Origin of the sequence: Streptomyces muensis (assembly GCF_021474425.1) — a bacterium.
GTDB classification, from domain to species: domain Bacteria; phylum Actinomycetota; class Actinomycetes; order Streptomycetales; family Streptomycetaceae; genus Streptomyces; species Streptomyces muensis.
Window position 1 is genome coordinate 1 of the sequence record NZ_JAKEIP010000049.1, and the last position, 23,200, is coordinate 23,200.

General features: G+C 72.7%; 20 protein-coding genes and 1 riboswitch. Of the genes, 15 read left to right on the plus strand and 5 right to left on the minus strand.

Annotated elements, in window-relative coordinates:
• On the minus strand, positions 1-364 hold a 364-nt coding region (locus L0P92_RS15040; protein ID WP_234763203.1), incomplete at its 3' end, for a helix-turn-helix domain-containing protein.
• 225 nt (positions 365-589) lie between these two features.
• On the opposite strand from L0P92_RS15040, the gene L0P92_RS15045 reads away from it, so the two are divergent.
• The 5 genes from L0P92_RS15045 to L0P92_RS15065 all read left to right on the plus strand — a co-directional run bounded on the left by L0P92_RS15045 (position 590) and on the right by L0P92_RS15065 (position 7,808).
• Positions 590-1,048 carry a peptidase inhibitor family I36 protein gene (locus tag L0P92_RS15045; RefSeq protein WP_234763204.1) on the plus strand — a complete coding sequence of 153 codons (459 nt, stop codon included), beginning with the start codon at positions 590-592 and terminating at the stop codon, positions 1,046-1,048.
• Positions 1,049-1,184: 136 nt separating this feature from the next.
• Positions 1,185-3,317 carry a hypothetical protein gene (locus tag L0P92_RS15050; protein WP_234763205.1) on the plus strand — a complete coding sequence of 711 codons (2,133 nt, stop codon included), beginning with the start codon at positions 1,185-1,187 and terminating at the stop codon, positions 3,315-3,317.
• Positions 3,314-4,285: an AAA family ATPase gene (locus L0P92_RS15055; protein WP_234763206.1), complete on the plus strand. Its 972-nt coding sequence runs from the start codon at positions 3,314-3,316 to the stop codon at positions 4,283-4,285. The genes L0P92_RS15050 and L0P92_RS15055 overlap by 4 nt, the downstream gene beginning before the upstream one ends.
• Positions 4,285-5,454, plus strand: a complete 1,170-nt coding sequence (locus L0P92_RS15060; RefSeq protein ID WP_234763207.1) for a DUF58 domain-containing protein — start codon at positions 4,285-4,287, stop codon at positions 5,452-5,454. The genes L0P92_RS15055 and L0P92_RS15060 overlap by 1 nt, the downstream gene beginning before the upstream one ends.
• Positions 5,451-7,808, plus strand: coding sequence for a transglutaminase TgpA family protein (locus L0P92_RS15065; protein WP_234763208.1), 2,358 nt, complete (start codon positions 5,451-5,453; stop codon positions 7,806-7,808). Before L0P92_RS15060 ends, L0P92_RS15065 begins: the two co-directional genes overlap by 4 nt.
• 10 nt (positions 7,809-7,818) lie before the next feature.
• On the opposite strand, the gene L0P92_RS15070 is transcribed toward L0P92_RS15065, so the two are convergent.
• Entirely contained in the window at positions 7,819-8,727 is a 909-nt protein-coding gene (locus L0P92_RS15070; protein ID WP_234763209.1) for a LysR family transcriptional regulator, read from the minus strand.
• Positions 8,728-8,799: 72 nt separating this feature from the next.
• On the opposite strand from L0P92_RS15070, the gene L0P92_RS15075 reads away from it, so the two are divergent.
• The 6 genes from L0P92_RS15075 (at position 8,800) to L0P92_RS15100 (ending at position 13,765) form a co-directional block, all read left to right on the plus strand.
• Positions 8,800-9,198, plus strand: coding sequence for a RidA family protein (locus L0P92_RS15075; protein WP_234763210.1), 399 nt, complete (start codon positions 8,800-8,802; stop codon positions 9,196-9,198).
• 61 nt (positions 9,199-9,259) lie between these two features.
• Positions 9,260-9,445, plus strand: a riboswitch (cobalamin riboswitch).
• Positions 9,446-9,475: 30 nt separating this feature from the next.
• Entirely contained in the window at positions 9,476-10,177 is a 702-nt protein-coding gene (locus L0P92_RS15080; protein WP_234763211.1) for an energy-coupling factor ABC transporter permease, read from the plus strand.
• Positions 10,174-10,548, plus strand: a complete 375-nt coding sequence (locus L0P92_RS15085) for an energy-coupling factor ABC transporter substrate-binding protein (RefSeq protein WP_234763212.1) — start codon at positions 10,174-10,176, stop codon at positions 10,546-10,548. The genes L0P92_RS15080 and L0P92_RS15085 overlap by 4 nt, the downstream gene beginning before the upstream one ends.
• 6 nt (positions 10,549-10,554) lie before the next feature.
• Entirely contained in the window at positions 10,555-11,304 is a 750-nt protein-coding gene (gene cbiQ / locus L0P92_RS15090) for a cobalt ECF transporter T component CbiQ (protein ID WP_234763213.1), read from the plus strand.
• On the plus strand, positions 11,301-12,155 hold the full coding sequence (locus L0P92_RS15095; protein ID WP_234763214.1) for an energy-coupling factor ABC transporter ATP-binding protein: 855 nt from the start codon (positions 11,301-11,303) through the stop codon (positions 12,153-12,155). Before cbiQ ends, L0P92_RS15095 begins: the two co-directional genes overlap by 4 nt.
• Before the next feature lie 113 nt (positions 12,156-12,268).
• Positions 12,269-13,765: an APC family permease gene (locus L0P92_RS15100; RefSeq protein ID WP_234763215.1), complete on the plus strand. Its 1,497-nt coding sequence runs from the start codon at positions 12,269-12,271 to the stop codon at positions 13,763-13,765.
• 28 nt (positions 13,766-13,793) lie between these two features.
• Here L0P92_RS15100 and L0P92_RS15105 read toward each other — a convergent pair whose 3' ends face one another.
• The gene (locus L0P92_RS15105) at positions 13,794-14,822 is read right to left on the minus strand and encodes a heme/hemin ABC transporter substrate-binding protein (RefSeq protein ID WP_234763216.1); all 1,029 of its coding nucleotides are present in this window, start codon (positions 14,820-14,822) and stop codon (positions 13,794-13,796) included.
• Between the two features lie 126 nt (positions 14,823-14,948).
• Between L0P92_RS15105 and L0P92_RS15110 the strand changes: the two genes are divergently transcribed.
• The 4 genes from L0P92_RS15110 to L0P92_RS45230 are packed head-to-tail and all read left to right on the plus strand — an operon-like array spanning position 14,949 to position 19,800.
• Complete coding sequence (locus L0P92_RS15110; RefSeq protein ID WP_234763217.1) at positions 14,949-15,677, plus strand: hypothetical protein; 729 nt, start codon at positions 14,949-14,951, stop codon at positions 15,675-15,677.
• A gap of 37 nt (positions 15,678-15,714) precedes the next feature.
• Positions 15,715-16,665 (plus strand): HtaA domain-containing protein, encoded by a 951-nt coding sequence (locus tag L0P92_RS15115; protein ID WP_234763218.1) that lies wholly within the window; start codon positions 15,715-15,717, stop codon positions 16,663-16,665.
• Between the two features lie 59 nt (positions 16,666-16,724).
• Entirely contained in the window at positions 16,725-17,252 is a 528-nt protein-coding gene (locus L0P92_RS15120) for a hypothetical protein (protein ID WP_234763219.1), read from the plus strand.
• Positions 17,253-17,274: 22 nt separating this feature from the next.
• The gene (locus tag L0P92_RS45230) at positions 17,275-19,800 is read left to right on the plus strand and encodes an immunoglobulin domain-containing protein (RefSeq protein WP_273634038.1); all 2,526 of its coding nucleotides are present in this window, start codon (positions 17,275-17,277) and stop codon (positions 19,798-19,800) included.
• 13 nt (positions 19,801-19,813) lie between these two features.
• Here L0P92_RS45230 and L0P92_RS15130 read toward each other — a convergent pair whose 3' ends face one another.
• Both L0P92_RS15130 and L0P92_RS15135 read right to left on the minus strand, forming a co-directional pair.
• Positions 19,814-20,542, minus strand: a complete 729-nt coding sequence (locus L0P92_RS15130; protein WP_234763220.1) for a class I SAM-dependent methyltransferase — start codon at positions 20,540-20,542, stop codon at positions 19,814-19,816.
• A 153-nt stretch (positions 20,543-20,695) separates the two neighbouring features.
• The gene (locus L0P92_RS15135) at positions 20,696-23,137 is read right to left on the minus strand and encodes an ATP-binding SpoIIE family protein phosphatase (RefSeq protein WP_234763221.1); all 2,442 of its coding nucleotides are present in this window, start codon (positions 23,135-23,137) and stop codon (positions 20,696-20,698) included.
• Between the last annotated feature and the right edge of the window lie 63 nt (positions 23,138-23,200).

Genomic DNA, 23,200 nt, shown 5'->3' on the forward strand with positions numbered 1-23,200 from the left:
GGGCTGGAGCCTGGCCCGGAGCTGGGGCTGGTTCCGGAACGGCGTCTGCGTCCGCTTCCGCGTCCGGGTCCGGGTCCGGGTCGAGGTCCAGGTTCACGCCACGGTCAGGCTCCCGAGCGGCGTCCGCCAGTGCCCAGAGCCGGTGTAATCGGCGCAGTTCCTCCGGTGACGCCCCGCAGGCTGTGGCGAACCGGTGGGCCGACCCGTAGTCCTGCGGGACGTACGAGCCGGAGCAGTACCGGTGCAGGCTGGAGCTGCTGATGCGGGTCCGCCGGGCGAGTGCCCCGTAGCTGAGGCCCGCCCGTTCCTTGAGCGCCCGGAGACAGGCCGCGAACTCCTCGAACTCCACGGGCTGCGATCCCATTTCTCTTCCCCCTCGGCACCTCACGGTGTCGTGCCGCGCCATCGCTCTGTCCCACCGGCGTCCCAGCGGGCCGACTGAAATACAAGGTCACCACGTGTTTCGGCGTCCCAGCATCCCACCGGCCGGTGATCCGTTGCCAGGCGTTCCAGCGCGCTGCCAGCGTCGGCACCGCAACGCCACGCAGCACAACGCAGCACAACGCAACGCAACCAAGGAGAAACCGTCATGAGGACCAAAATCGCATCAGCGCTGGCAACCGTAGGGCTCGCCGCCGCGACGCTGACCGCGCTGCCGGGCGCCGCGCATGCGAATCCCGAGTGGTATTCGACGCCGGCCGCCGCACAGTCGACGCGGGTCCAGGCGGCCCCGGACGGCTTCCTCCACGTGTGGGAGCACGAGAAGAAGGGCGGCCTGCACTGCAAGTGGGAGGGAAACGAGTCCAACTGGGACGACTGCAACGGCATGCGCAACGAGGCGAGTTCCGTCTTCAACAACGGCAGGACGCATGACGTCTGGCTCTACTACCGCCCCAACCAAAAGGGCGCCCACTTCTGCCTCGACAAGGGCGAGTACCTGGAGAACATCGTCCACTACCGCTTCCCCGACAACGGAGGCGCGGAGGGCGGCGACGGCAAGTCCCTGAACGACAACATCGCCTCCCACAAGTGGGTCGCCAACTGCTGAGTCACCGCACCTGACCGCTCGGCCGCCGCTTCCCCTGAAACGGCGGCCGAGTGGCCTGTGTTGCCCCTGACACCTCTGCGTTCCGTCAACTAACCTTCGACCACGCAGAGTTGGCTATCGGCATGGGGGAGCAAGGATGCGGCCGACCGGCAATCACCTCACCGGCTATCTGGCGGTCTGCGCGGTCGGCGCGCTCATCGGCACCTCGCTCGCCGTCGGAGCGGGCGCGTCCGGCACCCGGCCCGAGCTCGCCGACGTCGGCGCCTGGCTGACGGGCGCGAAGGGCGAGATCGTGCACGCGCACGGGCTGACCGGCGAGGTGGACGGCAAGGCCGCGCTGCCGGCCGGGATGGCGGGGCACCCGGTCTCGGTCGCGCAGAACGGAAGGACCACGCTGGTGCTGGACGAGGGGACCGGCCAGGTCGTCCGGATCGACGCCGCGCAGCTGACCGCCGCGCAGTCGGCGGACCACGGCGCGGCGGGGCTTCAGCTGGTCTCCGGCGGCGCGTACGCGTATGTCGTCGACCCCGCGCGGGGCACCGTCCAGCGGATCGACCCGGCGAGGACGACGGCCGAGAGCCCGCCCGTGCCGTTGGAGGGGAAGCCGGGAGCCGCCGTGGTGGACGGGGAGGGCACGCTGTGGGTGCCGCTGCCGGAGTCCGGCACGGTGGTGCCGTTCGTCGAGGGCCTGAAGGGCACGGCCGTCAAGGTGGCCGACGCGGGCCACGATCTGACGCTGACCGTGGCCGACGGCCGCCCCGTCGTGACCGACGGGACCGCCGCCGCGACGAAGGTTCTGTCGGCCACGGGGGTGCGGGGCGCCTTCGACCTCGGCGACGCCTTCGCCGGGGCGGACCCGGCGGACGTCCTGGTGCCCGCGGGCACCGACGGCTCCGCGGTACCGGTGCTGGCCGCCGGCACCGGGGACCTGGTCGTGGTGGACGTCCACAGCAGACACACCATGCGCGTCCGCGTCCCCACGGAAGGCCATGCGCTGGGAGCACCCCAACTGCTCGGCGAGCGGGTCTACATACCCGACGAGTCCACCGGCAGGCTGCTGGTGTACGACACGGCGGCGTCCACGCCCACCGAACCGGTACCGATCAGCGAAGGCCCAGGTGAGCTCGAACTCTTCGTCCAAGACGGCCTGTTGTGGGTGAACGACCCGGACGGTGCCGCCGCCGCGGTGATCGACGCCGACGGCGAGGTCAGGCACATCCGCAAGTACGGGACGGAGGTCCCGTCGGCGCGCGAGCCCGGGGACGAGCCGGTCGAGGACGGCGTCCCGACGGGCGCGCCTGCCGGGCAGGTTCCGCCGCGTGCGGATGTCCCGGGCGCGGCGGCTCCGGGCTCGGGCACCCCCTCCGGGGGTGCCTCCAACGTCCCGTCGGGAGGAACGTCCGGGCCACCCGGACCGACACAGCCGGCACCCGAGCCCGGGGCACCGGGAGCACCGCAGGCGGAGTCCCGGTCGGGCGCCATCCGCATCACCTTCGCCGAGGCGCTGGGCGCGACACCGCAGCGCTATGTCCTCAAGGGCGCGGCACGGGACCAGACCGTCACCCCGGACACGGTCGGCCCCGACGGCCCGTTCGTCTTCGAAGTGAGCGGCGGGTCGTGCGAGAAGCAGTACAGCTTCACGGTCGTCGCGGAGTACGGCGGGGGCAGGCCGGACAAGGAGTCGGCGCGGTCGGCGCTGGCGAGGCCGTGCATCGCGCCGGGGGCGCCGCGGGAGCTCGCCTTCACTCCTGCTCCGGGCGGACACGGCGGCACGGTGACCTGGCAGCCGCCGCAGGACACCGAGGGCTCGGTGAGGTACACGATCAACGGGCCCGGGGGTATGGCGGAGACCAGGGGGCGCAGTCACTCGTACGAGAACCTGCCGAACGGCAGGATCAGCAGCGTGGCGGTGATGGCCACCAACGCCGCCGGATCGGGCGCGGCCGTGTCCGGGTGGATCGACCTGACCCCGCCCCCGCAGAAGATGAACATCGTGAACAACAAGCCGGACGGGGGCAGTGTCGGGATCCGTTCGGAACCCCACAGCACGAACGGCATACGGGTGGGCAGGATCCCTGCCGGCGAGAACCCCGAGGTCACGGTCCACTGCAAGACGAAGGGCGAAGCGATACCGCACGATTCCGAGACAACCGATGTCTGGGCCCGCCACACCTACTACGACCCCGACACCGACAAGAACATCACCGGGTACACGTCCGACCACTGGGTGAACTCCCGCTCCAACCCCGACGTCTGGGAATGTGAATGACCTCTCCCCCCACCGACGGCACGGCCCGCTTGGCCAAGTGCTTCCACGCCCTCGCCGACAACGTCGGGCGCGTCGTCAAAGGCAAGCGCGACACCATCGAACTCGCCCTCACCTGCCTCTTCTCCGAAGGCCACCTCCTCATAGAAGACGTCCCCGGCACCGGCAAGACCACCCTCGCCCGCTGCCTCGCCGCCTCCATCGAGGCCGACTTCGCGCGGGTGCAGTTCACGCCGGACCTGTTGCCCTCCGACATCACCGGCGTCACCGTCTACCGGCAGAACACCGGTGTGTTCGAGTTCCTCCCAGGCCCGGTCTTCGCCAACATCGTGCTGGGCGACGAGATCAACCGCGCCTCCCCCAAGACCCAGTCGGCGCTGCTGGAGGTGATGGAGGAGCGCCGGGTCACCGCGGACGGCACCACGCACCCGGTACCGCGCCCGTTCATGGTGCTGGCGACCCAGAACTCGGTGGACATGGGCGGCACTTACCCGCTGCCGGAAGCCCAGCTCGACCGCTTCCTGATGCGGATCACCGTCGGCTACCCCGATCACGCCTCCGAGGTCGCCGTCCTCAAGGGGGCGGGCACGGACGCCACCCCGGAGTCGCTGACCCCTGTCACCACCGCCAAGGAGATCGCGGAGTTCATCGGGGCCGCCGCCGAGGTGCAGGTGGCCGACGCGCTGTACGACTACGTGGTGCGGGTGGTCGCGGCGACCCGTGCCCTTCCCGACGTACGCCTCGGCGCCTCGCCGCGCGGCTCCGTGGCGCTGCTGCGCGCGGTGCGGGTGCGGGCGGCCTCGCAGTCCCGGCCGTACGCGTTCCCCGAGGATGTGAAGGCGCTGGCCGGGCCGGTCCTCGCGCACCGGCTGATCCTCACGCCGGAGGCCGAACTGAGCGGTCGCAGCGGCACGGACTTGATCGAAGAGGTGCTGGCCACGGTGGAGTTGAACAGCGGGGCGCGCCTCTGATGCTGTCGGGCACCGGGTGGGGCGCGCTGGCCGGGGGCGCCGCACTGACCATCTCCGGCTATGCGCTCGGGTACGGTGAGTTCGCGGCGCTCGGCGCGACCTGTCTGCTCGCGGTCGCGGTCGCCGTCCTGTGGGCGCTGCCCGCACCCCGGCTGGGCGCCGAACGGCGGATCGCGCCGGGCCGGGTGAGCCGGGGCGATCCCGCCGAGGGCGTGGTCGTCCTCACCAACACGGGGGGACGTACGCGGCGGGGTCTGCGGGCCGTCGACCGGTGCGGTGACCGGGACGTGCCCGTCGACGTGCCGGCGCTGCGGCCGGGCGCGGCCCACGAGCTGCGGTACCCGTTGCCGACCGCCCGCCGTGGCCGCGTCCCCATGGGCCCGCTGCGGCTGGAGCGCACCGACCCGCTCGGGCTCGCCCGCCGTATGCGGCCGTACGGCGCCGAGGACACGCTGCTCGTACGGCCCCGGATCTGCTCGCTGCCCGTGCTGCCGTCGGGGCAGGCGCACCATGTGGAGGGGCCGGCCTCCGACGCCGCGGACGACGGCTCGCTGACCTTCCACGCGCTGCGTGAGTACGTGCTCGGCGACGATCTGCGCCGCGTCCACTGGCGGTCGACGGCCCGCACCGGCACGCTGATGGTCCGCCAGATGGTCGACGTCTCGCTGCCGCACACCACGCTCGTCCTCGACGGCCGCCGCCGCGCCTATGCCTCGGAGGACGACTTCGAGCTGGCCGTGGACTGCGCGGCCTCCGTCGCGTACGCGGCCGCCCGCTCCCACTTCCCGGTGCACCTGGTGGGCGAGGCGGGGCCGCTGCTGCACACCGACGGCTCGGGCGACGACGGCGAGGCGCTGCTGGACGCGCTGGCGGTGGTGCGCCGCTCGGACCTGACGTCCGTGGCCGCCGCGTTCGAAGGACGCCTGGGCAGCGGTCAGGGGAACAACGGGACGCTGGTCGTCGTCACCGGCACAGGTGACGCCCGGGGGCTCGGCGCGGTCGACGGGGTACGGGGTCGCTTCGACCGGGTGACGGTGGTGCGCGCCGGCGCCGACGCGCGGAGCACGCGCAACGGATCCGGGTCCGGGCCCGGCTCCGACGTACCGCAGTTGCGGGTCTCCTCGCTGGACGAGCTGCTCGCCGGATGGCGCCGGGAGGCCGTGCGATGAGTGCCACGGCCCCGGTGGCCGTCCGGTCGTTCCAGGGCGACGTGTCCGAACGGAGCCCGGATCCGAGCCCGGACCCGCGGCCGCCCGCACGGACCGGTGGCGTCGCCGGGGACTCCGACCGGGCGCGACGGCTGTGGTCGCTGCTGCCCGTGGCCGCGCTGTCCGGCGCCTCGGGGTACGGGTTCGCCCGGGTCTTCCCGCCGTCCGAGCTGCTCCCGGTGCTCGCGGTGGCCGTGTTGTCCCCGGTCGCCCTGTCGGCGGTGCTGTCGGGCCTGCTCCGCCGTCGCCCGGTCCGCGCGGGACGCGTGGGCCGCCCCACCCTGCCGCTGTGGCCGGCCGCGCTGCTGACCGTGGTCGCCTGGGCCGTCGTCGTCAGCGCGACGCTCTTCCACGAGGTGAGCGACGGTCTGCCCGGCGCGGCCGCACTGCGCGCCGCGTGGTCGGCACTGCTCGACGCCCCGCACGCGCTGCTCTCCACCATCCTGCCCGCCCCCGGCGAGCCCGAGTTGCTGGTGCTGCCGCACGCCGTCGTCTGGGCGGCCACCGCCGTCGCCGCCGAACTCGCCCTGCGCACGCGCGCTCCGCTGCTCCCCGCCCTCCCCGCGGTCCTCGCCTTCGGCTTCCCGCTGGTGCTCGGCGCTGACGGCCCCGGATCCTCGTACCCGGCGGCGGGTGCGCTGGCCGGGGCCGCCGCGCTGCTGGTGCTGGTGCGTTCACGGGTCCGGCTTCCGCTGCGTGCCATGGCACTTCGGCTGCCGGCCGTGGCCGCGCTCGGCGGCGTCGCGGCGCTGCTGGGTCCGCTCCTTCCCGGTCTCGGCTCCCCCTACGACCTGCGGGAGACGGTCACGGCGCCGGCCGAACGGCCGCGGTCCGTCAGCCCGTTGGACCAGGTCTCGGCCTGGCTGCGCAACGGAGACGAGAAGGTCTTCACCGTACGGACCTCGGGCGCGACGCCCGGCAACTACCGGCTGGCCGTCCTCGACCGGTACGACGGGACGACCTGGAGCAGCGGCGCGGGGCTGACCCGTACCGGTGGCCGGGTACCGGAGGAGAAGGGCACCGATCCTGATGAGACGGGGCGGACCAAGACGCTCCAACAGCGGGTCACCGTGCAGTCGTTGCCCGGCATCTGGCTGCCCGCCGCCGACCGTCCCTCGTCCGTGACCGCGCCCGAGGGCACCGCCCTGTCCGTCGACGCGGACAGCGGGGTGCTCTCCACGGGTGCGGCCGTCCCGCGCGGCTTCACCTACAGCGCGACCTCCCGCCTTCCCGAGTACGACGCCGACCGGCTGCGGTACGCGGAGGCCGCCCACGATCCGGCCCGGGTGCGTCTGCCCGCCGTCGACGCGGCCGGGCAACCGATCCCCTCCGTACGGTCCTTCAGGAACATCGCCGTACGGGTCACCCGGGGCAGCACCCACCCGTACGAGCGGGCCGTACGCCTGGCCGACTGGCTGCGCGGGGCCTATCGGCTCGACCCCGGGGCGCTGCCCGGCCACACCTACCGGAGCCTGGAGTTCTTCCTGGCGGACGGCGGACGTGGCACGTCCGAGCAGTTCGCCGCCTCGTTCGCGGTGCTGGCGCGCACCCTGGGCCTGCCCACCCGGGTGGCCGTGGGCTTCCGGCCGGGTACGCGGACGGGTTCCGGCACCTGGCAGGTCCGGGGGCGGGACGTGCTGGCCTGGCCCGAGGTGAAGTTCGCCGGGGTCGGCTGGGTGCCGTTCCATCCGACGCCTGGTGAGGCCGCACAGGGCTCCGGCGCCGCGTCGGCCGCGCAGCCCGAGGAACGTCAGCAGGCGGGCGGGGAGAGCACGAAACCGACGCCGCCGTCGACGCCCCCGCGCACGCCGGCCGAGGCGGCCCCCGCCACCCGGGGTGCGTCCGGCACGGGCATGCCGCCGCTGTGGCTCACCGTCCCGCTCGCGCTGCTCCTGCTCGCCACGGCGTATGTGCTGTACGCGCTGTGGCTGCCGTACAGCAGGCGCAGCAGACGGCGCAACGGCCCGGACGCGCGGCACCGGGTCCTCGGGGCCTGGCAGCAGATCGTCGAACGCCTCACGGAGCTCGGCCTTCCCGCCACGGGAGCGCACACGGCGCAGGAGATCGCCGCGTTCGGCTCGGAGCACGTGGGCGGCACCGTGGGCCGGCGCCTGCCGGAACTGGCCACCCTGGTCAACGAGGTCGAGTACGCGGACCGCAGACCCGACAGCGCGGCCGCCGACGCCGCGTGGGCGGACTGCGACGCGCTGGAGAAAACAGTCCGGCAGCGCGTCCCGCACCGCGTCCGGCTGCTCCGCCTCCTTCGTTCCGCGGCCCCTCGTCGGCGTCGCGGAAGTTGGCCTCCCATACGGTGACCGGCATCGGCTAGACCCTGTCCGGCCGGTCCTGGCCGACCGCTGCCAGCAGGTGTGCGACCAGCGGGTTCGGGTCGTTCTCGCGCCAGGCGACGGCGACCCGTGTGCGCGCGTCGCCCGGCTCGATCCTGCGGAAGGCGACGCCTTTGAGGCGGATACGGCGGATGCTCGCCGGTGCCAGGGAGACGCCCAGGCCGGTCTCCACCAAGGCGCACACGGTCTGCCACTCCACGGCGTGCTGGGCTGTCCGCGGTGTGAAGCCGGCTTCGGCGCACAGGCCGGTAATCCGGTCGCGCAGTTGCGGGCCGACCTCGCGGGGCAGCAGCACGAAGGGTGAGTCCGCCAACTGCGCGAGCCGCACGGTCCGTTGCGCGGCCAGCGGATGGGCGGCGGGCAGCACGGCCACGAACGGCTCGCTGAGGACCGTGCGGAAGCCGAGCTCCGGCTGGTCGGCGGGAGGTTCGCGCAGGAGGCCGATGTCGATGGTCCGGTCGTGCAAGGCGGCGATCTGCGGCGCGGTGGTCATCTCGTGGATGTCCAGGCGCACGCCGGGGAACCGGTGCCGGAAGGTGCGCAGCAGGCCGGGCAGCACGGTCAGGGCCAGGGAGGCGGCGAAGCCGATGCGCAGAGTGCCGGTGCGTCCGCTGCCGACGGCGCGGGCCGCGGCCAGGCCGTCCGTGAGGTCGGTGAGGGCGCGCCGGGCGGCGGGCAGCAGTTCGCGGCCTGCCGGGGTGAGCGTGACGCGTCCTGGTGCGCGGTGGAACAGGGCGTGGCCGACCTTGTCCTCGAGGCGGCGGATCTGCTGGCTCAGCGGTGGCTGGGCGATGCCCAGCCGGGCGGCCGCGTGGCCGAAGTGGAGTTCCTCGGCGAGCACGACGAAGGCGTGCAGCTGTTGCAGGGGCAGTTCAGGACGGTCCATACGCCTAGGGATATCAGACCATGCCTCCTGTCGTATTAGACGTATCGACGCTGGTCACCTAGCGTGCGGCACATGACAGAGCGACGTGCGATCCTCAGCGGCTCGACCTTCGAGGAGCAGATCGGCTATGCCCGTGCCGTGGTCGACGGCGACTGGGTGCATGTGTCCGGGACGACCGGGTTCGACTACACCACGATGACGATCTCCGACGACGTGGTGGAACAGGCGGAGCAGTGCCTGCGCAACATCGGGGCCGCGCTGGCCGAGGCGGGGTGCACCTTCGCGGACGTGGTGCGGGTGCGGTATCTGCTGCCCGACCGGGAGGACTTCGAGCCCTGCTGGCCGGTCCTGCGCCGCCGCTTCGGCGATGTCCGGCCGGCCGCCACGATGCTCATGTGCGGTCTCGCCGACCCCCGTATGAAGATCGAGATAGAGGTGTACGCGCGACGGCCTGCCGCCGGTCGGGCCTAGGGCCTGTCCGCACGCCCCTTCCACGCCCCCGGGCGCGCTTGTCAGCCGCCCGGTCCGGGCACTACTGTCACCACGCCTTGGTGAACGGGAAACCCGGTGTGATGCCGGTGCGGCCCTCGCCACTGTGAATCGGGAAGTCCGGCTCCGGCCCTCACGGGCAGCCACTGGGTTCTTCGGGACCCGGGAAGGCGGAGCACGGGCGGTGGTACCCGTAAGCCAGGAGACCGGCCAGGGCGCGTCAACCATCCACGAGGTGCTGGAGAGGGTCTGCTGAGCCATGCACATAGCCGAGGGTTTCCTGCCTCCGGCGCACGCGGTCGCCTGGGGCGTCGCGTCCGCGCCCTTCGTCGTCCACGGCGTCCGTTCACTCACCCGTGAGGTCAAGGAGCACCCGGAGAGCACACTGCTCCTCGGTGCCTCCGGAGCCTTCACGTTCGTCCTGTCCGCGCTGAAGCTGCCCTCGGTGACGGGCAGTTGCTCGCATCCCACGGGCACCGGTCTGGGCGCCATCCTGTTCCGGCCGCCGATCATGGCGGTGCTGGGCACCATCACCCTGCTCTTCCAGGCGCTGCTGCTCGCGCACGGCGGTCTGACCACGCTCGGCGCCAACGTCTTCTCGATGGCGATCGTCGGCCCCTGGGCCGGGTACGCGATCTACAAGCTGCTGCGGCGGTACGACGTGCCGCTCATGGTCGCCGTCTTCTTCGGTGCCTTCCTCGCCGACCTGTCCACGTACTGCGTGACCAGCGTCCAGCTGGCGCTCGCCTTCCCCGACCCGAGCAGTGGATTCCTGGGCGCGCTCGGCAAGTTCGGTTCCATCTTCGCCGTCACCCAGATCCCTCTCGCGGTGAGCGAGGGACTGCTCACGGTCCTCGTGATGCGGCTGCTGGTGCAGTCCAGCAAGGGCGAACTGACCCGGCTGGGCGTGCTGCTGGCCAAGAAGCAGTCCCGGACCGAGAGCGAGGCGGTGGCCCGATGAGCAGGAACACGAAGATCAACCTGCTGCTGCTGGTCGTCGTGGCCGCCCTCGCCGTGCTGCCGCTGGCCCTCGGCCTCGGCGACCACAAGGAGCAGCCGTTCACGGGCTCCGACGGCGAGGCGGAGACCGCGATCACCGAGATCGAGCCGGACTACGAGCCGTGGTTCTCGCCGCTGTACGAACCGCCGTCCGGTGAGATCGAGTCGGCCCTGTTCTCCCTCCAGGCGGCACTCGGCGCCGGCGTCCTCGCCTACTACTTCGGGCTGCGCCGGGGCCGGCGGCAGGGCGAGGAGCGGGCGCTGGAGCGGCTCGGCGGCGCCAAGAGCGCGGCCGGCCGGGTCGCCGAGGAGTCCCCGGCCGAGAGGTCCTGACCTCTCGTGCTGCCCATCGACGCGGCGGCGCACAGCAGTCGCTGGCGCCGCCGTCACCCCGTGGACAAGGCCGTGCTCGGGTTCGGCCTCACCGTGCTCGCGATCTCGCTGCCGCCCTGGCCGGGTGCCGCACTGGTCCTGGTCACCGCTCTCGCCGTACTGCTGGGTCCGGCGGGCGTGCCGGGGCGGCGGCTGTGGCGGGCCTACCGTGTGCCGCTCGGCTTCTGTGTGACCGGCGCGCTCACCCTGCTCGTCCAGGTCGGCGGGCCGGACGGCTTCGTGTCCCTCGCCGAGGAGGGCCCGCTGCGGGCCGGGGAGTTGCTGCTGCGCACCTCGGCCGCCTCGCTGGGCGTGCTGCTGTTCGCCTTCACCACGCCGATGTCCGATCTGCTGCCCCGTCTGGTGAAGGCGGGGGTGCCCGCGCCCGTCGTCGACGTCGCCCTGGTGACGTACCGCATGAGCTTCCTGCTCCTGGACTCCGTGCGCCGTATCCGGGAGGCCCAGGCGGCGCGGCTCGGGCACACCGACAGGGCCGCGGAGTGGCGGTCACTGGCCGGGCTCGGCGCCACCGCCTTCGTGCGGGCCTTCGACCGGGCCACCCGGCTCCAGGCCGGGCTCGCCGGGCGCGGCTACGACGGCACGCTGCGCGTCCTGGTGCCCGAGGCCCGGGTCTCCGTCCGCTTCACGGCCGCCAGTTGCGGGCTCCTCGCAGCGCTGGCCGCCCTCACCCTCGTACTGGAAAGGGCCCTGCCATGAGCGCGCCCACCGCGCTGGTCGCCCTGCGGGGCGCCTCCTACGCCTACGAGGACGGCCCCGTCGTCCTCAGCGGCCTCGACTTCGACGTCCGTGAGGGGCGCGCGCTGGCGCTGCTCGGCCGCAACGGCAGCGGCAAGACCACGCTGATGCGGCTGCTCAGCGGTGGACTGCGCCCGGACGACGGCCGGTTGACCGTGGCGGGTACGCCGGTCACGTACGACCGCAAGGGCCTGACCCGGCTGCGCACGACCGTGCAGCTGGTGGTGCAGGATCCCGACGACCAGCTGTTCGCCGCGTCCGTCGCCCAGGATGTCTCCTTCGGCCCGCTGAACCTGGGTCTGCCCGACGCCGAGGTGCGGGCGCGGGTGGACGAGGCGCTCACCGCCCTGGACATCACCGCGCTGGCCGACCGGCCCACGCATCTGCTGTCGTACGGGCAGCGCAAGCGCACGGCCATCGCGGGCGCCGTCGCGATGCGGCCCCGTGTGCTGATCCTCGACGAACCGACCGCCGGGCTCGACCCGGACGGCCAGGAGCGTCTCCTCGCCACCCTCGACGGGCTCCGTGCGGGCGGCACCACGGTGGTGATGGCCACGCACGACGTCGACCTGGCCCTGCGCTGGGCGGACGACGCTGCGCTGCTGACCCCGTCCGGCGTACGCACCGGCGCGGCGGCCACGATGCTGGCCCGCACCGATCTCCTCCGGCAGGCCGGGCTGCGGCTGCCCTGGGGTGTCGCGGCGGCCCAGTTGCTGCGCGCGCACGGCCTGCTGGACGACACGGCACCCGGCCCGCGCGACGCGGAGGCACTGGCGGCCCTGGCCACGGCACCGAGCACGGCCGAGGGCTGATCCGTCCGGGCGTTGGGCACACGGGTGATACATCCCGCGAGCGCACGGCAAAGGCGGGGCGGGTTCCGCGGTCCGCTGTTTCATGAGGTCACGTGCGACCGAAGTGAGGCAGCATGGCCGACGCCGGCCCGGACACCCGCCCGCCCGAAGGGCTGAAGGCCAACGCGATCGGGTTCGTCGACGCCCTCGTCATCGGGCTCAACTCCACCTCGCCGGCGTACTCGCTGGCGGCGGCGATCGGCCCGTTGGTGGCGCTCGTCGGGGTCTACGCCCCCGGCGTCATGCTGGCCTCGTTCGTCCCGATGCTGCTGATCGCGTCGGCGTTCTACTACCTCAACCGGGTCGACCAGGACTGCGGGACGACGTTCTCGTGGGTGACCCGGGCGATGGGCCCGTGGGCGGGCTGGCTCGGCGGCTGGGCGATCACGATGACCGGGGTCCTGGTGGTCGGCTCGCTCGCGGACGTCGCGGTGACGTTCGCCCTGCTCGCGTTCGGTCTCGACGGCTGGGTCGACGAGGAGTGGGTGCGCGAGACGCTGACGGTGCTGCTCATCCTGGTGATGACGGCCGTGTGCGTGATCGGCACGGAGGTGTCGGCCAAGGTGCAGAACGCCCTGATCCTCGCTCAGGTCGCCTGTCTGCTGGCGTTCGCCGTGGTGGCGATCGACCGGGTCTACGCCGACACCGGTTCGCTCGGCTCCGTCGATCCGGCGTTCGGCTGGCTGGATCCCTTCGGAGCCGGTGGCGCCGAGCTGACGGCGGGTCTGCTGCTGGGCGTGTTCATCTACTGGGGCTGGGAGTCGGCGGTGAACCTCACCGAGGAGGTCGAGAACTCCGCCACCGCCCCCGGCAAGGCGGCCGTGTGGTCGACGGTCGTCCTGCTGGTGACCTATGTGTCGGTCGCCTACGCGGTCGTGGCCTACGCCGGACCGGCCTACCTGGCCGAGAACGCCGAGGAGGAGGAGTTCGTCTTCGCGCTGCTCGCCGACGAGGCGATGGGCGCCTGGGACTGGGTCGTCCTGCTGGCGGTCTCGACGTCCGGTCTGGCGTCGACGCAGACGACGATCATCCCCGCCTCGCGCACGGCGTTGTCCATGGCACGCCGGCACGCGCTGCCGGCGCACTTCGGGCACATCCACGCCCGGTTCCGCACCCCCGACGTGAGCACCTGGTGGGTCGCGGCCATCGCCATCGCCTGGTACGTCGTGGTGCGTCGGATCAGTGAGAACGCCCTGTTCGACTCGCTGGCCGCGCTGTCGCTGCTGATCTCGTTCTACTACGCGCTCACGGGCGTCGCCTGCGCGGTCTACCACCGCCGTCATCTCACCGAGAGCGCGCGCCACTTCCTGCTCATCGGCCTCGGCCCGCTGGTCGGCGCCGGGCTGCTGCTCTGGCTGCTGGTCGAGTCGATCGGCGACATGTCGGACCCGGCGAACTCCTACAGCGGCGTCTCCTGGTTCGGGCTCGGTCCCCCGCTGGTCATCGGCATCGGCATCACCCTCGCGGGCGTGGTCCTCATGGTCGTGTGGCGCCTGACGGCACCGGCCTTCTGGGCGGAGCGCCCGGCGGTGGCCGACCCCGCCCTCGTGCACGGCGACAAGGAGTCCTGACACCGTCGGTCGACTCGGGTATTCGTTCTCACGCTCGATGGAGGCGGTCCACCAGGATGTCGATCACCAGCGGCGTGCGCGGCCCGTACCCGAGCAGCACCCCGTCCTCCATGTCCACCACCCGACGGTCCATCCCGGCCGGGGTCTCGCCGATCCCGGGGATCTTCACGAGGCCGTCGACGCCGCCGACGGATTCCAGCCCCTTGGTCATCATCAGGATCACGTCCGGCTGCGCCCGCACCAGGGCCTCGCTGGTGATCGGCGTGAACGGCTTGTCCAGGCCGGCCTCCTTGCCCGCGTCCACGGCGCCCGCGGCCTCGACCAGCGAGTCGGCACCCGACCCCTTGCCGCCGATCAGATAGACGGCCGCGCTGCCGCGCAGGTACAGGAAGGCGACCTTGGGCCTGCTGTCCTCGGGCACGGCGGCGCGGGCGGCGGCGAGTTCGTCGGCCATGCGCCGGTTCAGGGCCTTCCCGGCCGCGGGGACGCCGAGGGCCTCGGCGACGCGGGTGGTGCGCGTGGTGACGTCGGCGAGTGCGGTGGCCGGGTCGAGGACGACGACGGGGACGCCGGCGTCGCGGATCTGGTCGATGGCCTCCGCGGGGCCGGTGTCGGTGTCGGCCAGCACGACCGTGGGCCGCAGCGAGAGCACGCTCTCGGCGCTCACGTCGTGCGCCTTGGTGACCTGCGGGAGCTTCTCCGCCTCCGCGAAGGTGGCGGTGATGTCCCGGCCGACCACGCGGTCACCGAGGCCCAGCGTGAACACGATCTCCGCGACACCGCCGTTGAGCGGCAGGATGCGCGAGGCGTCCTCGACCGTCACCTTCCGGCCGTCGGAGGAGTCGACGGTGACCGGCAACTCCGGGACGGGCGGGGCTCCTTCGAGCGGCACGAGGGTGTTCTTCGCGAGCTGCTTCTCGGCCGCCGCGGCCCGTGCGCTCGCGGAGGCCGGTGACGCGTCGGCGGCCGAGGAGCCATCACCCCCGCCGCCGCAGGCACCCGTCAGCAGCGCGAGCGCGAGACCTAGGGCGGCGAGGGGTCTGCGGGATGGACGCATGGGTTTCCTGTCCTCTCTCCTGACACATGATGGAGAGATAGTTTAGGTTAGCCTTACCTTAATTCGCATGGCTGGGGGTATTCCATGGCATGGGCAAGTGGCCTGCACCGAGAGGGAGTTGGACCATTGCTCGTCCTCGCGGGCGTTTCCGCCCTGCTGCTGTCGGCCGCCGTACCGGCCTCGGCGGCCAGCGGCACGGCGACCGGCCCCGAGGGCCAGAAACTCACCGTCTCCAAGTCCTCGGGACTGGCCGCGGACGGCGAGACCGTGACCGTGACCGGCTCCGGCTACAACACCGCCAAGGGCGTCTACGTCGCCTTCTGCGTGGACAACGGCGCCGGGAAGACCCCGACGCCCTGCGTGGGCGGAGTGGACATGTCCGGTGAATCCGGGGCGTCCGCCTGGATCTCCTCCAACCCGCCCTCGTACGGCGAGGGCTTGGCGAAGCCGTACGAAGGCAGCGGCCACAAGGGCTCGTTCAGCGTGCGGCTCAAGGTGCGCGCCAAGGACGCCAACACCGACTGCACCAGGTCCGGCGTGACCTGCGCCGTCATCACCCGCAACGACCACACACGGGGCGGCGACCAGAGCCAGACGGTGCGTGTCCCGGTGGCCTTCGGCGGCGGGGACGCGGTCGCGGGCGACGCCTCCGGGGCGACCCCGACCGCGACGGCCGGTGCGGGCACGACCGGTGGGGGCGGTGCTGCCGACACCGGCGACCAGGCGTCCGACGGCCCGCTCGCGAGCACCGGTTCCGTCGCCCTGACCGCCGGGGCAACGGCGGCGGGCCTGGTCGCGGCCGGCACCGGGACCTGGCTGTGGGCGCGCAGGCGCCGCACGGCGGACACAGGCTGACCGGCACCGCCCTCAGACTCCTGAAGGAGACCCGAAGATGACGAAGAGACCCGGCGCCGCCGCCGTGACAGGTGCCGCCACCGTGACCGGCGCCGCCCTGCTCGCGCTGCTGTGCCCGGCCGCGGGGTCGGCGGCCGCGCAGGACACGGAGGCGTTCGAACGCACGGTGTCCGACGGGCACGCGATCTGGACCACCGCGGTCGGCCACGACCTCTCGATCGACGCCACCGAACCCGCCGTACGAGGATCCGCCGACCGCACCTCGTTCCCGGCCACGGACGGCAGCACGGACCTCGAAACCGGCGCCGTGGACGTCGAGTTGGGAGGCGCCGCCCACCTCGTCCCGGCCGCCGGCCCGGCTCAGCCGCTGACGCTCGCCGGCCTGCGCCTACGCCTGGACGGCCACGACGGCACGCTCCACACCCGTACGGTCGTCGACGGCCGGGCCCGCGAGCTGGCACTGGCGGAGGTGACCGCCGGCGGCGACGGCCCTGTCGTACGTGCGGGCGGGGTGACCTGGACCGGGCTGCGGGCGTCACTCACGGACGAGGGCGCGAAGCTGCTGGCGCGGTGGAGCGGGGAAACCTTCGCGCGCGGCGACGACCTCGGCCTGCTCGACGTGACGGTCGGGACCTCGACGCCCCCCGAACCCACCGACTCCGGACCGTCCACCCCGCCACCGAGCCGCACCGACCCTGAGCCGCCGAAACGCCCCGCCCCCGCCGCGGTCGTGACCTCCGAAGAGCTGCCCCCGGGCGGCCAACAGACCGTCACCGGAACGGGATTCGAGCCCGGCGAGGTCGTCCTCGTCGCGATCGACGACGACACCCGCTACCAGGCGGTGGCCGACGGGACGGGCCGGATCTCGCGGACGTTCCCGGTCTACGACAGCGCCGTCGAGGGCGCGCACACGGTCGAGTTGTCCACGGTGACCGGCGGCCGCCAAACCGTAGCGACGTTCGGCGTCCGCGCCGACTCCCCCTCCTGACCTCACCCTCCGACCTCACCCGGTTTCCCACTCGAACCACTCCCAGAAAGGCACCCCCCATGAGATCTGTCCCCGCCGCCCGCGCGGCCCTCACCGTCGTCGCCGCCTCGGCCCTGACCCTGGGCCTTGCCACCTCGGCCTCCGCCGCCACCTCGACCCGCACGGTCACCGACGGCGGCACGACGTACAACCTGTCGCTCACCTCGCCCGGCACGGCCGCCGCCACGGGCCAGGTCATCACCGTCTCCGGCTCCGGCTACAACACCGGCCAGGGCATCTACGTCAGCCTGTGCGTGGTCGACGGGGCGCAGGGCGCGAACAAGCCCACCCCGTGTCTGGGCGGCCAGGACGAGGACGGCTCCACCGGCGCCTCGCACTGGGTCAACAACACCTTCGGCGGCATGTTCGCGGGCAGCTCCAAGTTCGGCACGGGCGGCAGCTTCAGCGTGCAGATCTACGTCAAGGCCGCCCTCGACGACGGCAGCGTCTGCGGGCAGGACGTCGAGTGCGCCGTCGTGACGCGCGCGGACCACTTCGACAGCGAGGACCGCAAGTACGACGTCCACGTCCCGATCACCTTCCAGTGACGGAGTGACGGGAGGAAACCCCATGCAGCACAGACGACCGGCGGCGCTCCTCGGCGCCGCCGCGCTCGTGGCCGCCTCCACGGCCCTCGGTACGGCCGCGCAGGCCTCCGACACACCGAAGACGGCCCTCGGCAAGGACGGCCAGAGACTCACCGTCTCCGCCTCCGCGGGCCTCGACCCGGCCGGCGAGGAGCTCCGCGTCACCGGCTCCGGCTACGACGCGACCAAGGCCGTCTACGTCGCCCTGTGCAAGGACAACGGCGACAACCGCGTCCCCACCCCGTGCCTCGGCGGCGCCGACCAGACCGGAACCGGCAGTTCCTCCCAGTGGATCGTCCCCGAGGGCGACGAATACGCCGGCGACCTGGCCGTGCCCTGGGGCCGCGGCGGCACCTTCGACGTCCGGATCGGCGTCAAGGCCAGGGACAACAGTCTCGACTGCACCAAGGTCACCTGCTCGGTCGTCACCCGCGTCGACCACCGCAACCCCGGCGACCGCTCCCAGGACGTCCGCATCCCCGTCGCCTTCGAGGGCCAGGACCCCGGCGACGGCGGGGACGGGGTCGACGTGCCGCCGGGCACGGTCGGCTATGTGAAGGGCGCCGAGTTCACCACCGCCGGCCGCCCGCTGGACCTGCTGCTCCACCCCGACTCCGGGAAGCTGTACGTCGGTTCGGACAACATCCCCGACACCGCGGACGTCGCCGAGCAGGGCCTCTACGCCCTCGACCCGAAGGACGGCAGGCTCCTCAGCCACACCCAGCAGGCTCCTGGCGCGGGCGGTGCGCTCGCCAACCGCGTCGTCCGCTGGATCGCCGCCCCCCTGTCCGGCGACGGCGTGGCCTTCCACTATCCGCTGCGCGGTCTGGGCACCGCGAAGGACGGGGACACGGCCGCGAAGGGCGCGTGGCTGGGCGGCGGCCCGGTCACCGGCGTCGGCCCCGGCACCGACGCCTCCACCACGCTGGTCGCCCAGGGCGCCGTGCTCTCCGAGGTCGAGACGGCCACCGGCACGGTGAGGAAGACCGCCACCCTGGAAGGCGGCGGCGTCCTCGGTGTGGACAGCGCACGCGGCACCGCCTGGTCGGCCGACTCCGCGGGCGGCAGGCTGTACCGCGTCGACACCGGTTCCCTCACCGTCACCGCCACCGTCGAACTCCCGGCGTCGGCCGTCTACTTCGTGGAGACGGACCCGGCGACCGGCAACGTGTGGGTGGGCAGTTCGTACGACGTGCTCGTCCTCGACCGGAACGGCAAGCTGTTGACCAAGCTGACCGGCAAGGACCGGGCCACGGCGATGGCCTTCGACAGGACCACGGGCGAGGCCTTCGTCCTGCGCGAGGACTGGGGCACCGCCGACGACGGCGCGGACAATGTCGGCGCCCTGGAGGTCTACGACAGCGCCACCGCCGAGCGGGCGGCCGAGCCCGTCGCGCTGCCCGGCAACCGCGCCGGCGCCTACGCGGGCGTCGCCGTGGCCCCCGGCGCCACCTCCGTCTACGTCACCGACCAGGCCGAGAGCAAGGTCGTCAAGCTCGACCGCCGGGTCTCGCCGAAGGTCGTCCAGTCCCCCACCGACCAGTCCGCCGCACCCGGCGACAAGGTCACCTTCGTCGCCGCCGCCGAGGGCTCCCCCGAGCCCACCGTGCGCTGGCAGGTCAGCCCCGACGACGGCCAGACCTGGACCGCGGTCGAGGGCGCGACGCGGAACACGTACGCCTTCACGGTGAAGGCGACGCAGGACGGCTACCGCTATCGCGCGGAGTTCACCAACTCGGCCGGTACGACCCGTACTTCACCGATCACCCTCACGGTCACGGACGCCGGGGACGGCGACGACGGCGGAGGTGAGGGCGGGGGCGACGACGGCCAGGACGCCGAGCCGTCCGGCAGCAGGACCGTCACCGGCCCGGGCGGCCAGAAACTCACCGTCACCCCGGTCAACCACCTCGCCACCGAGAACCAGACCCTGAAGGTCACCGGCTCCGGCTACGACACGAAGAAGGGCATCTACGTCGCCCTGTGCGTCGACAACGGCGACGGCGAACTGCCCACGCCCTGCATCGGCGGCGTCGACATGACCGGCGGCTCGCATTCCTCGGCGTGGATCTCCTCCGACCCGCCCGACTACGGCGAGGAACTGGCGATCCCGTACGGCACGGGCGGCACCTTCGAGGTCGAGCTGACCGTGGACGCCAAGGACGACTACACGGACTGCTTCAAGACCACCTGCGTCCTGGCCACCCGCAACGACCACACCCTCTCCGGCGACCGCTCCCAGGACGTCAAGGTCCCGGTCAGCTTCGTCGGCCAGGACCCGGTGGACACGGACGACGACGGCGACTCCGGTGGCACCGGCGGCGCGTCCGGCAACGGCGGCTCCGGCACGGGCACGACGGGCGGCGGCTCCGGCGACAGCGGTACGGCCTCCTCCTCGGGCGGCAGTCTCGCCTCCACCGGCGTCACGGTGCTGTCCGTAGCCGCCCTCGCGGCCATGCTGCTCGCCGTCGGCTGGGCGGCGTACCGCAAGGGGCGAACCGTCAACTGAACGGCATGGACGGCTAGTTGACCGACCGTCCCGCCACCACCCACTTCGACGGCAGTTCGATCCGCGTGCCGTCGGGCCCGTACTCCGTGGTGACCAGCGGCAGTTCGCCGCTCGCCAGCACGGTGAGCCCGGCGGCGCGCAGATACTCGGGCACCGACTCGTCGGCCACCTCGCCCGGGGCGATGCCGTGCCGGAAGATGGGGGCGAGCTTGGGCGGCGGCCCCGACGGGCTCTGGGCGAGGCCCATGAGGACGGGCTTGGCGGATTCGGAGAGTTCGACGAGGAAGGCCCGGCCGCGCTCGCCGACCAGCGTGGCGATGCCGTCCACCATCGACTGCCGGTCGTCGGGTTCGGCCTGGTGCAGGACGCCCCGCATATAGACGTTGGCGTCGCCGAGTTCGGCGTGCAGCGTCTCGGCCTCGGTCTTCTCCACGGCGTCGAACAGCCGGTACGTGGCCTGTCCCGCGGGGTCGGCGCGGCGGGCGTGGTCGAGGGCGGCGGCGGACAGGTCGGCGCCGACCAGGCGGGGGAAGCGTTCGGCGAGGAAACGGGTCTGGGTGCCGTTGCCGCAGCCCAGATCCACCATCGCGAGGGCGGGATCGGTGAGGTGCGCCTCGAAGAGGGCCAGATGGCGGCCCGCGGTGAGCGCCGGCTCAGCGTCCCAGAACACCGCCCCCTCGTCGTCCGGGGCTTCACGCCAGAAGCCCTCCCAGGCCTCCCGGTACCGACTCGTCACGCTCATGACCGACTCCCCAGGTTGCGATGCCGACCCGTCGTGAAGTGACGGGCGAGTACGGTTTATCGCGGCCTGGTTTCGGCCACAAGCGCGCGGCGCATACCTTCACTCCGCATTCGAGACTCATTACGCCGTCGTACGCCCTTTGGGGCCGTCGTGTCAGCGGCGCGGGAGCGTGAGTTCGAACCAGACGGCCTTGCCGGTGCTCGTGCGGCTCGTGCCCCACTCGCGGGCGAGGACGCTGACGACGCGCAGTCCGCGCCCGGACTCGTCGGCGGGTCCGGCGTTGAGCAGGGTCGGCAGGTCGTGGTCGTCGTCGTCCACCTCGCACAGCAGCGTGTCACCGCGGACCAGGCGCAGTTCGACGGGGCGGCTGCGGGAGTGCCCCAGGGCGTTGGTGACGAGTTCGCTGACCATCAGCTCGGCGCTGTCGGCGAGCCGGTCCAGGCCCCAGTCGTGCAGCTGTTCCCGGACGACGGCGCGGGCCCGGCCGACCTCCACCGGGTCGAGGGCGAGCCGCCACTCGGCGACGTCCTGCGGTGCGATGCCGTTGAGCCGTGCCATCAGCAGGGCCACGTCGTCCTTGCGGCCGCCGCGTGTGTTGAGGGACCGGATGATGGTGTCGCAGGCGTCGTCCATGGAAGCGGCCGGGTGGGCGGCGGACTCGCAGAGGGTCGCGAGGCCGACACCGATGTCCTCGCCGCGCACCTCGACCAGTCCGTCGGTGCACATCACGATCCGGTCGCCGGGCTCCACGCGCACGCGTACCGCCTCGAACGGCACTCCGCCGACGCCGATCGGCGCTCCGGTGGGCAGGTCGAGCAGCTCGCTGTGCCCGCCGTCGGCGCGGACCAGGACGGGCGGGATGTGGCCGGCGTTGGCGATGTGGAGTTCGCCGGCGATGGGGTCGTAGACGGCGTAGAGGCAGGTCGCGAGGTAGGTGTCGCCGAGGCGCTGGGCGAGGTCGTCGAGGTTGCGCAGCAGCCGGGCGGGCGGCAGGTCGAGGGCGGCCATGGTCTGCACGGCCGTACGCAACTGGCCCATCATGGCGGCCGAGTTGAGGCCGTGGCCCATGACGTCGCCGACGACGAGGGCGGTGCGGGCGCCGGGCAGTTTCACGGAGTCGAACCAGTCGCCGCCGACGCGGCCGAGGAGGGTGCCCGGCAGATAGCGGGTGTTGATGTCGCAGCCCGCCATGCGCGGCGGGATGTGCGGCAGCATGCTGTCCTGGAGGGTCTCGGCGACGCTCTCCTGGTAGGTGTACATGCGCGCGTTGTCGAGCACGAGGCCCGCGCGGGCGGCGAGTTCGGCGCCGGTGACCCGGTCCATGTCGTTGAAGACGGGCCGCTCGGGGTGGCGCAGCAGGATCATGAAGCCGAGGACGACGTCGCGGGCCTTGAGGGGCACGACCAGCATGGAGCGGCCCGTGATGAGCGGCCGGATGTCGCGCTTCTCGAACTGCGAGGCGATGGCATGGCCCATCTCCTCGCTGATGCGCGGCACGAGCACGGGGTCGCCGGTGGTCATGCACTGGAAGAACGGGGTGTGCGCGGGGAAGGGCATGGCCTCGCCGACCGGTACGACGTCGTCCCAGCGGCCGGGTTCGTCGGTGTGCTCGACGGCGACCCGGTGCCACATGGTGGTCGTGTCCGGTACGCCCTCGGGGAACCCCTCGCCCGCGACGACCTGTTCGCGCAGATAGGTGCCGGCGACGTCGGTGAAGCGGGGCACCACGGCCCTGCTGACCTCGATGATGGTTCGCGACAGGTCGAGGGAGGTGCCGATGCGGCCGCTGACCTCGTTGAGGAACTCCAGCCGTTCGCGTACGGCCGCGTATTCGAGGTCCTCTGCCGTGTCGGCGTCGTCCTGCGCTAACGGCAGGCCCTCTGCGGCGGCGCGGGCCGCCCGCTCCCGGCGGGCCCTGCGCTCCACGCGCCGGGGCACGCCCCAGTCGGGGGTGACGGGCACCCGGTCGTTCTGGCTGAACTCCAGGACGGGATAGCCGAGTTCGAGGATCTGGCCGACGATGCGGGCGCTCTCGTCGACGCTCATGCTGGGCAGGATCTCGGGGAGCCCGCGGGCGAGTTCCTCGGCGCCGGGGAAGTCGGTGTGCAGGGCGAACCCCGGGGCGACGCGCTCGTAGCCGGTGGGGTCGTCGTGGTCCTGGGCGTCCTGCTGGAGCCGTCCCACGTCGGCGCCGAGCACGAGCAGCCGCTCCGGCCCGGGTCCCACCAGCGGGTAGGCCCACCACAGCACGTCGACCCGGTCGCGATCGGGCACGGTGAGGCGGGCGCGGCCCGCCGCCGGGTAGTACAGCCGCCCGTCGAGGGACGATTCGAGATCGTGGCCGAGACCGTCGTAGGCCGCGTAGGCGCCGTACGGCGAGACGTCGTCGTCCTCGGGGAGCGCTCCGGAGACGGGCAGCAGGTCGACGGCCGGGTAGCCGATCGCCTCCTCCTTGGCGGCGCCGAACAGGCGGCGTGCGCCGGAGCTCCAGTGCGAGACGAGGCCCTCGCGGTCGACCACGACCACGGCCAGCGGGATGCGTCCGGACGCGGCTTGTTCCGCCACCGCGCCGTCCGTCTCGGTGCCACGGTTCATGGCCAAGGCCCTCTCTCCCCAAGGCTCCGCAAGATCTGCGCGCCCCCACCACCGTACGGCTCC

Excerpts from the sequence above, each read along its gene's own strand:
- L0P92_RS15045 (WP_234763204.1), top strand. The coding sequence starts at position 590 with ATGAGGACCAAAATCGCATCAGCGCTGGCAACCGTAGGGCTCGCCGCC.
- L0P92_RS15050 (WP_234763205.1), top strand. The coding sequence starts at position 1,185 with ATGCGGCCGACCGGCAATCACCTCACCGGCTATCTGGCGGTCTGCGCG.
- L0P92_RS15055 (WP_234763206.1), top strand. The coding sequence starts at position 3,314 with ATGACCTCTCCCCCCACCGACGGCACGGCCCGCTTGGCCAAGTGCTTC.
- L0P92_RS15060 (WP_234763207.1), top strand. The coding sequence starts at position 4,285 with ATGCTGTCGGGCACCGGGTGGGGCGCGCTGGCCGGGGGCGCCGCACTG.
- L0P92_RS15065 (WP_234763208.1), top strand. The coding sequence starts at position 5,451 with ATGAGTGCCACGGCCCCGGTGGCCGTCCGGTCGTTCCAGGGCGACGTG.
- L0P92_RS15070 (WP_234763209.1), bottom strand. The coding sequence starts at position 8,727 with ATGGACCGTCCTGAACTGCCCCTGCAACAGCTGCACGCCTTCGTCGTG.
- L0P92_RS15075 (WP_234763210.1), top strand. The coding sequence starts at position 8,800 with ATGACAGAGCGACGTGCGATCCTCAGCGGCTCGACCTTCGAGGAGCAG.
- L0P92_RS15080 (WP_234763211.1), top strand. The coding sequence starts at position 9,476 with ATGCACATAGCCGAGGGTTTCCTGCCTCCGGCGCACGCGGTCGCCTGG.
- L0P92_RS15085 (WP_234763212.1), top strand. The coding sequence starts at position 10,174 with ATGAGCAGGAACACGAAGATCAACCTGCTGCTGCTGGTCGTCGTGGCC.
- L0P92_RS15095 (WP_234763214.1), top strand. The coding sequence starts at position 11,301 with ATGAGCGCGCCCACCGCGCTGGTCGCCCTGCGGGGCGCCTCCTACGCC.
- L0P92_RS15100 (WP_234763215.1), top strand. The coding sequence starts at position 12,269 with ATGGCCGACGCCGGCCCGGACACCCGCCCGCCCGAAGGGCTGAAGGCC.
- L0P92_RS15105 (WP_234763216.1), bottom strand. The coding sequence starts at position 14,822 with ATGCGTCCATCCCGCAGACCCCTCGCCGCCCTAGGTCTCGCGCTCGCG.
- L0P92_RS15115 (WP_234763218.1), top strand. The coding sequence starts at position 15,715 with ATGACGAAGAGACCCGGCGCCGCCGCCGTGACAGGTGCCGCCACCGTG.
- L0P92_RS15120 (WP_234763219.1), top strand. The coding sequence starts at position 16,725 with ATGAGATCTGTCCCCGCCGCCCGCGCGGCCCTCACCGTCGTCGCCGCC.
- L0P92_RS45230 (WP_273634038.1), top strand. The coding sequence starts at position 17,275 with ATGCAGCACAGACGACCGGCGGCGCTCCTCGGCGCCGCCGCGCTCGTG.
- L0P92_RS15130 (WP_234763220.1), bottom strand. The coding sequence starts at position 20,542 with ATGAGCGTGACGAGTCGGTACCGGGAGGCCTGGGAGGGCTTCTGGCGT.
- L0P92_RS15135 (WP_234763221.1), bottom strand. The coding sequence starts at position 23,137 with ATGAACCGTGGCACCGAGACGGACGGCGCGGTGGCGGAACAAGCCGCG.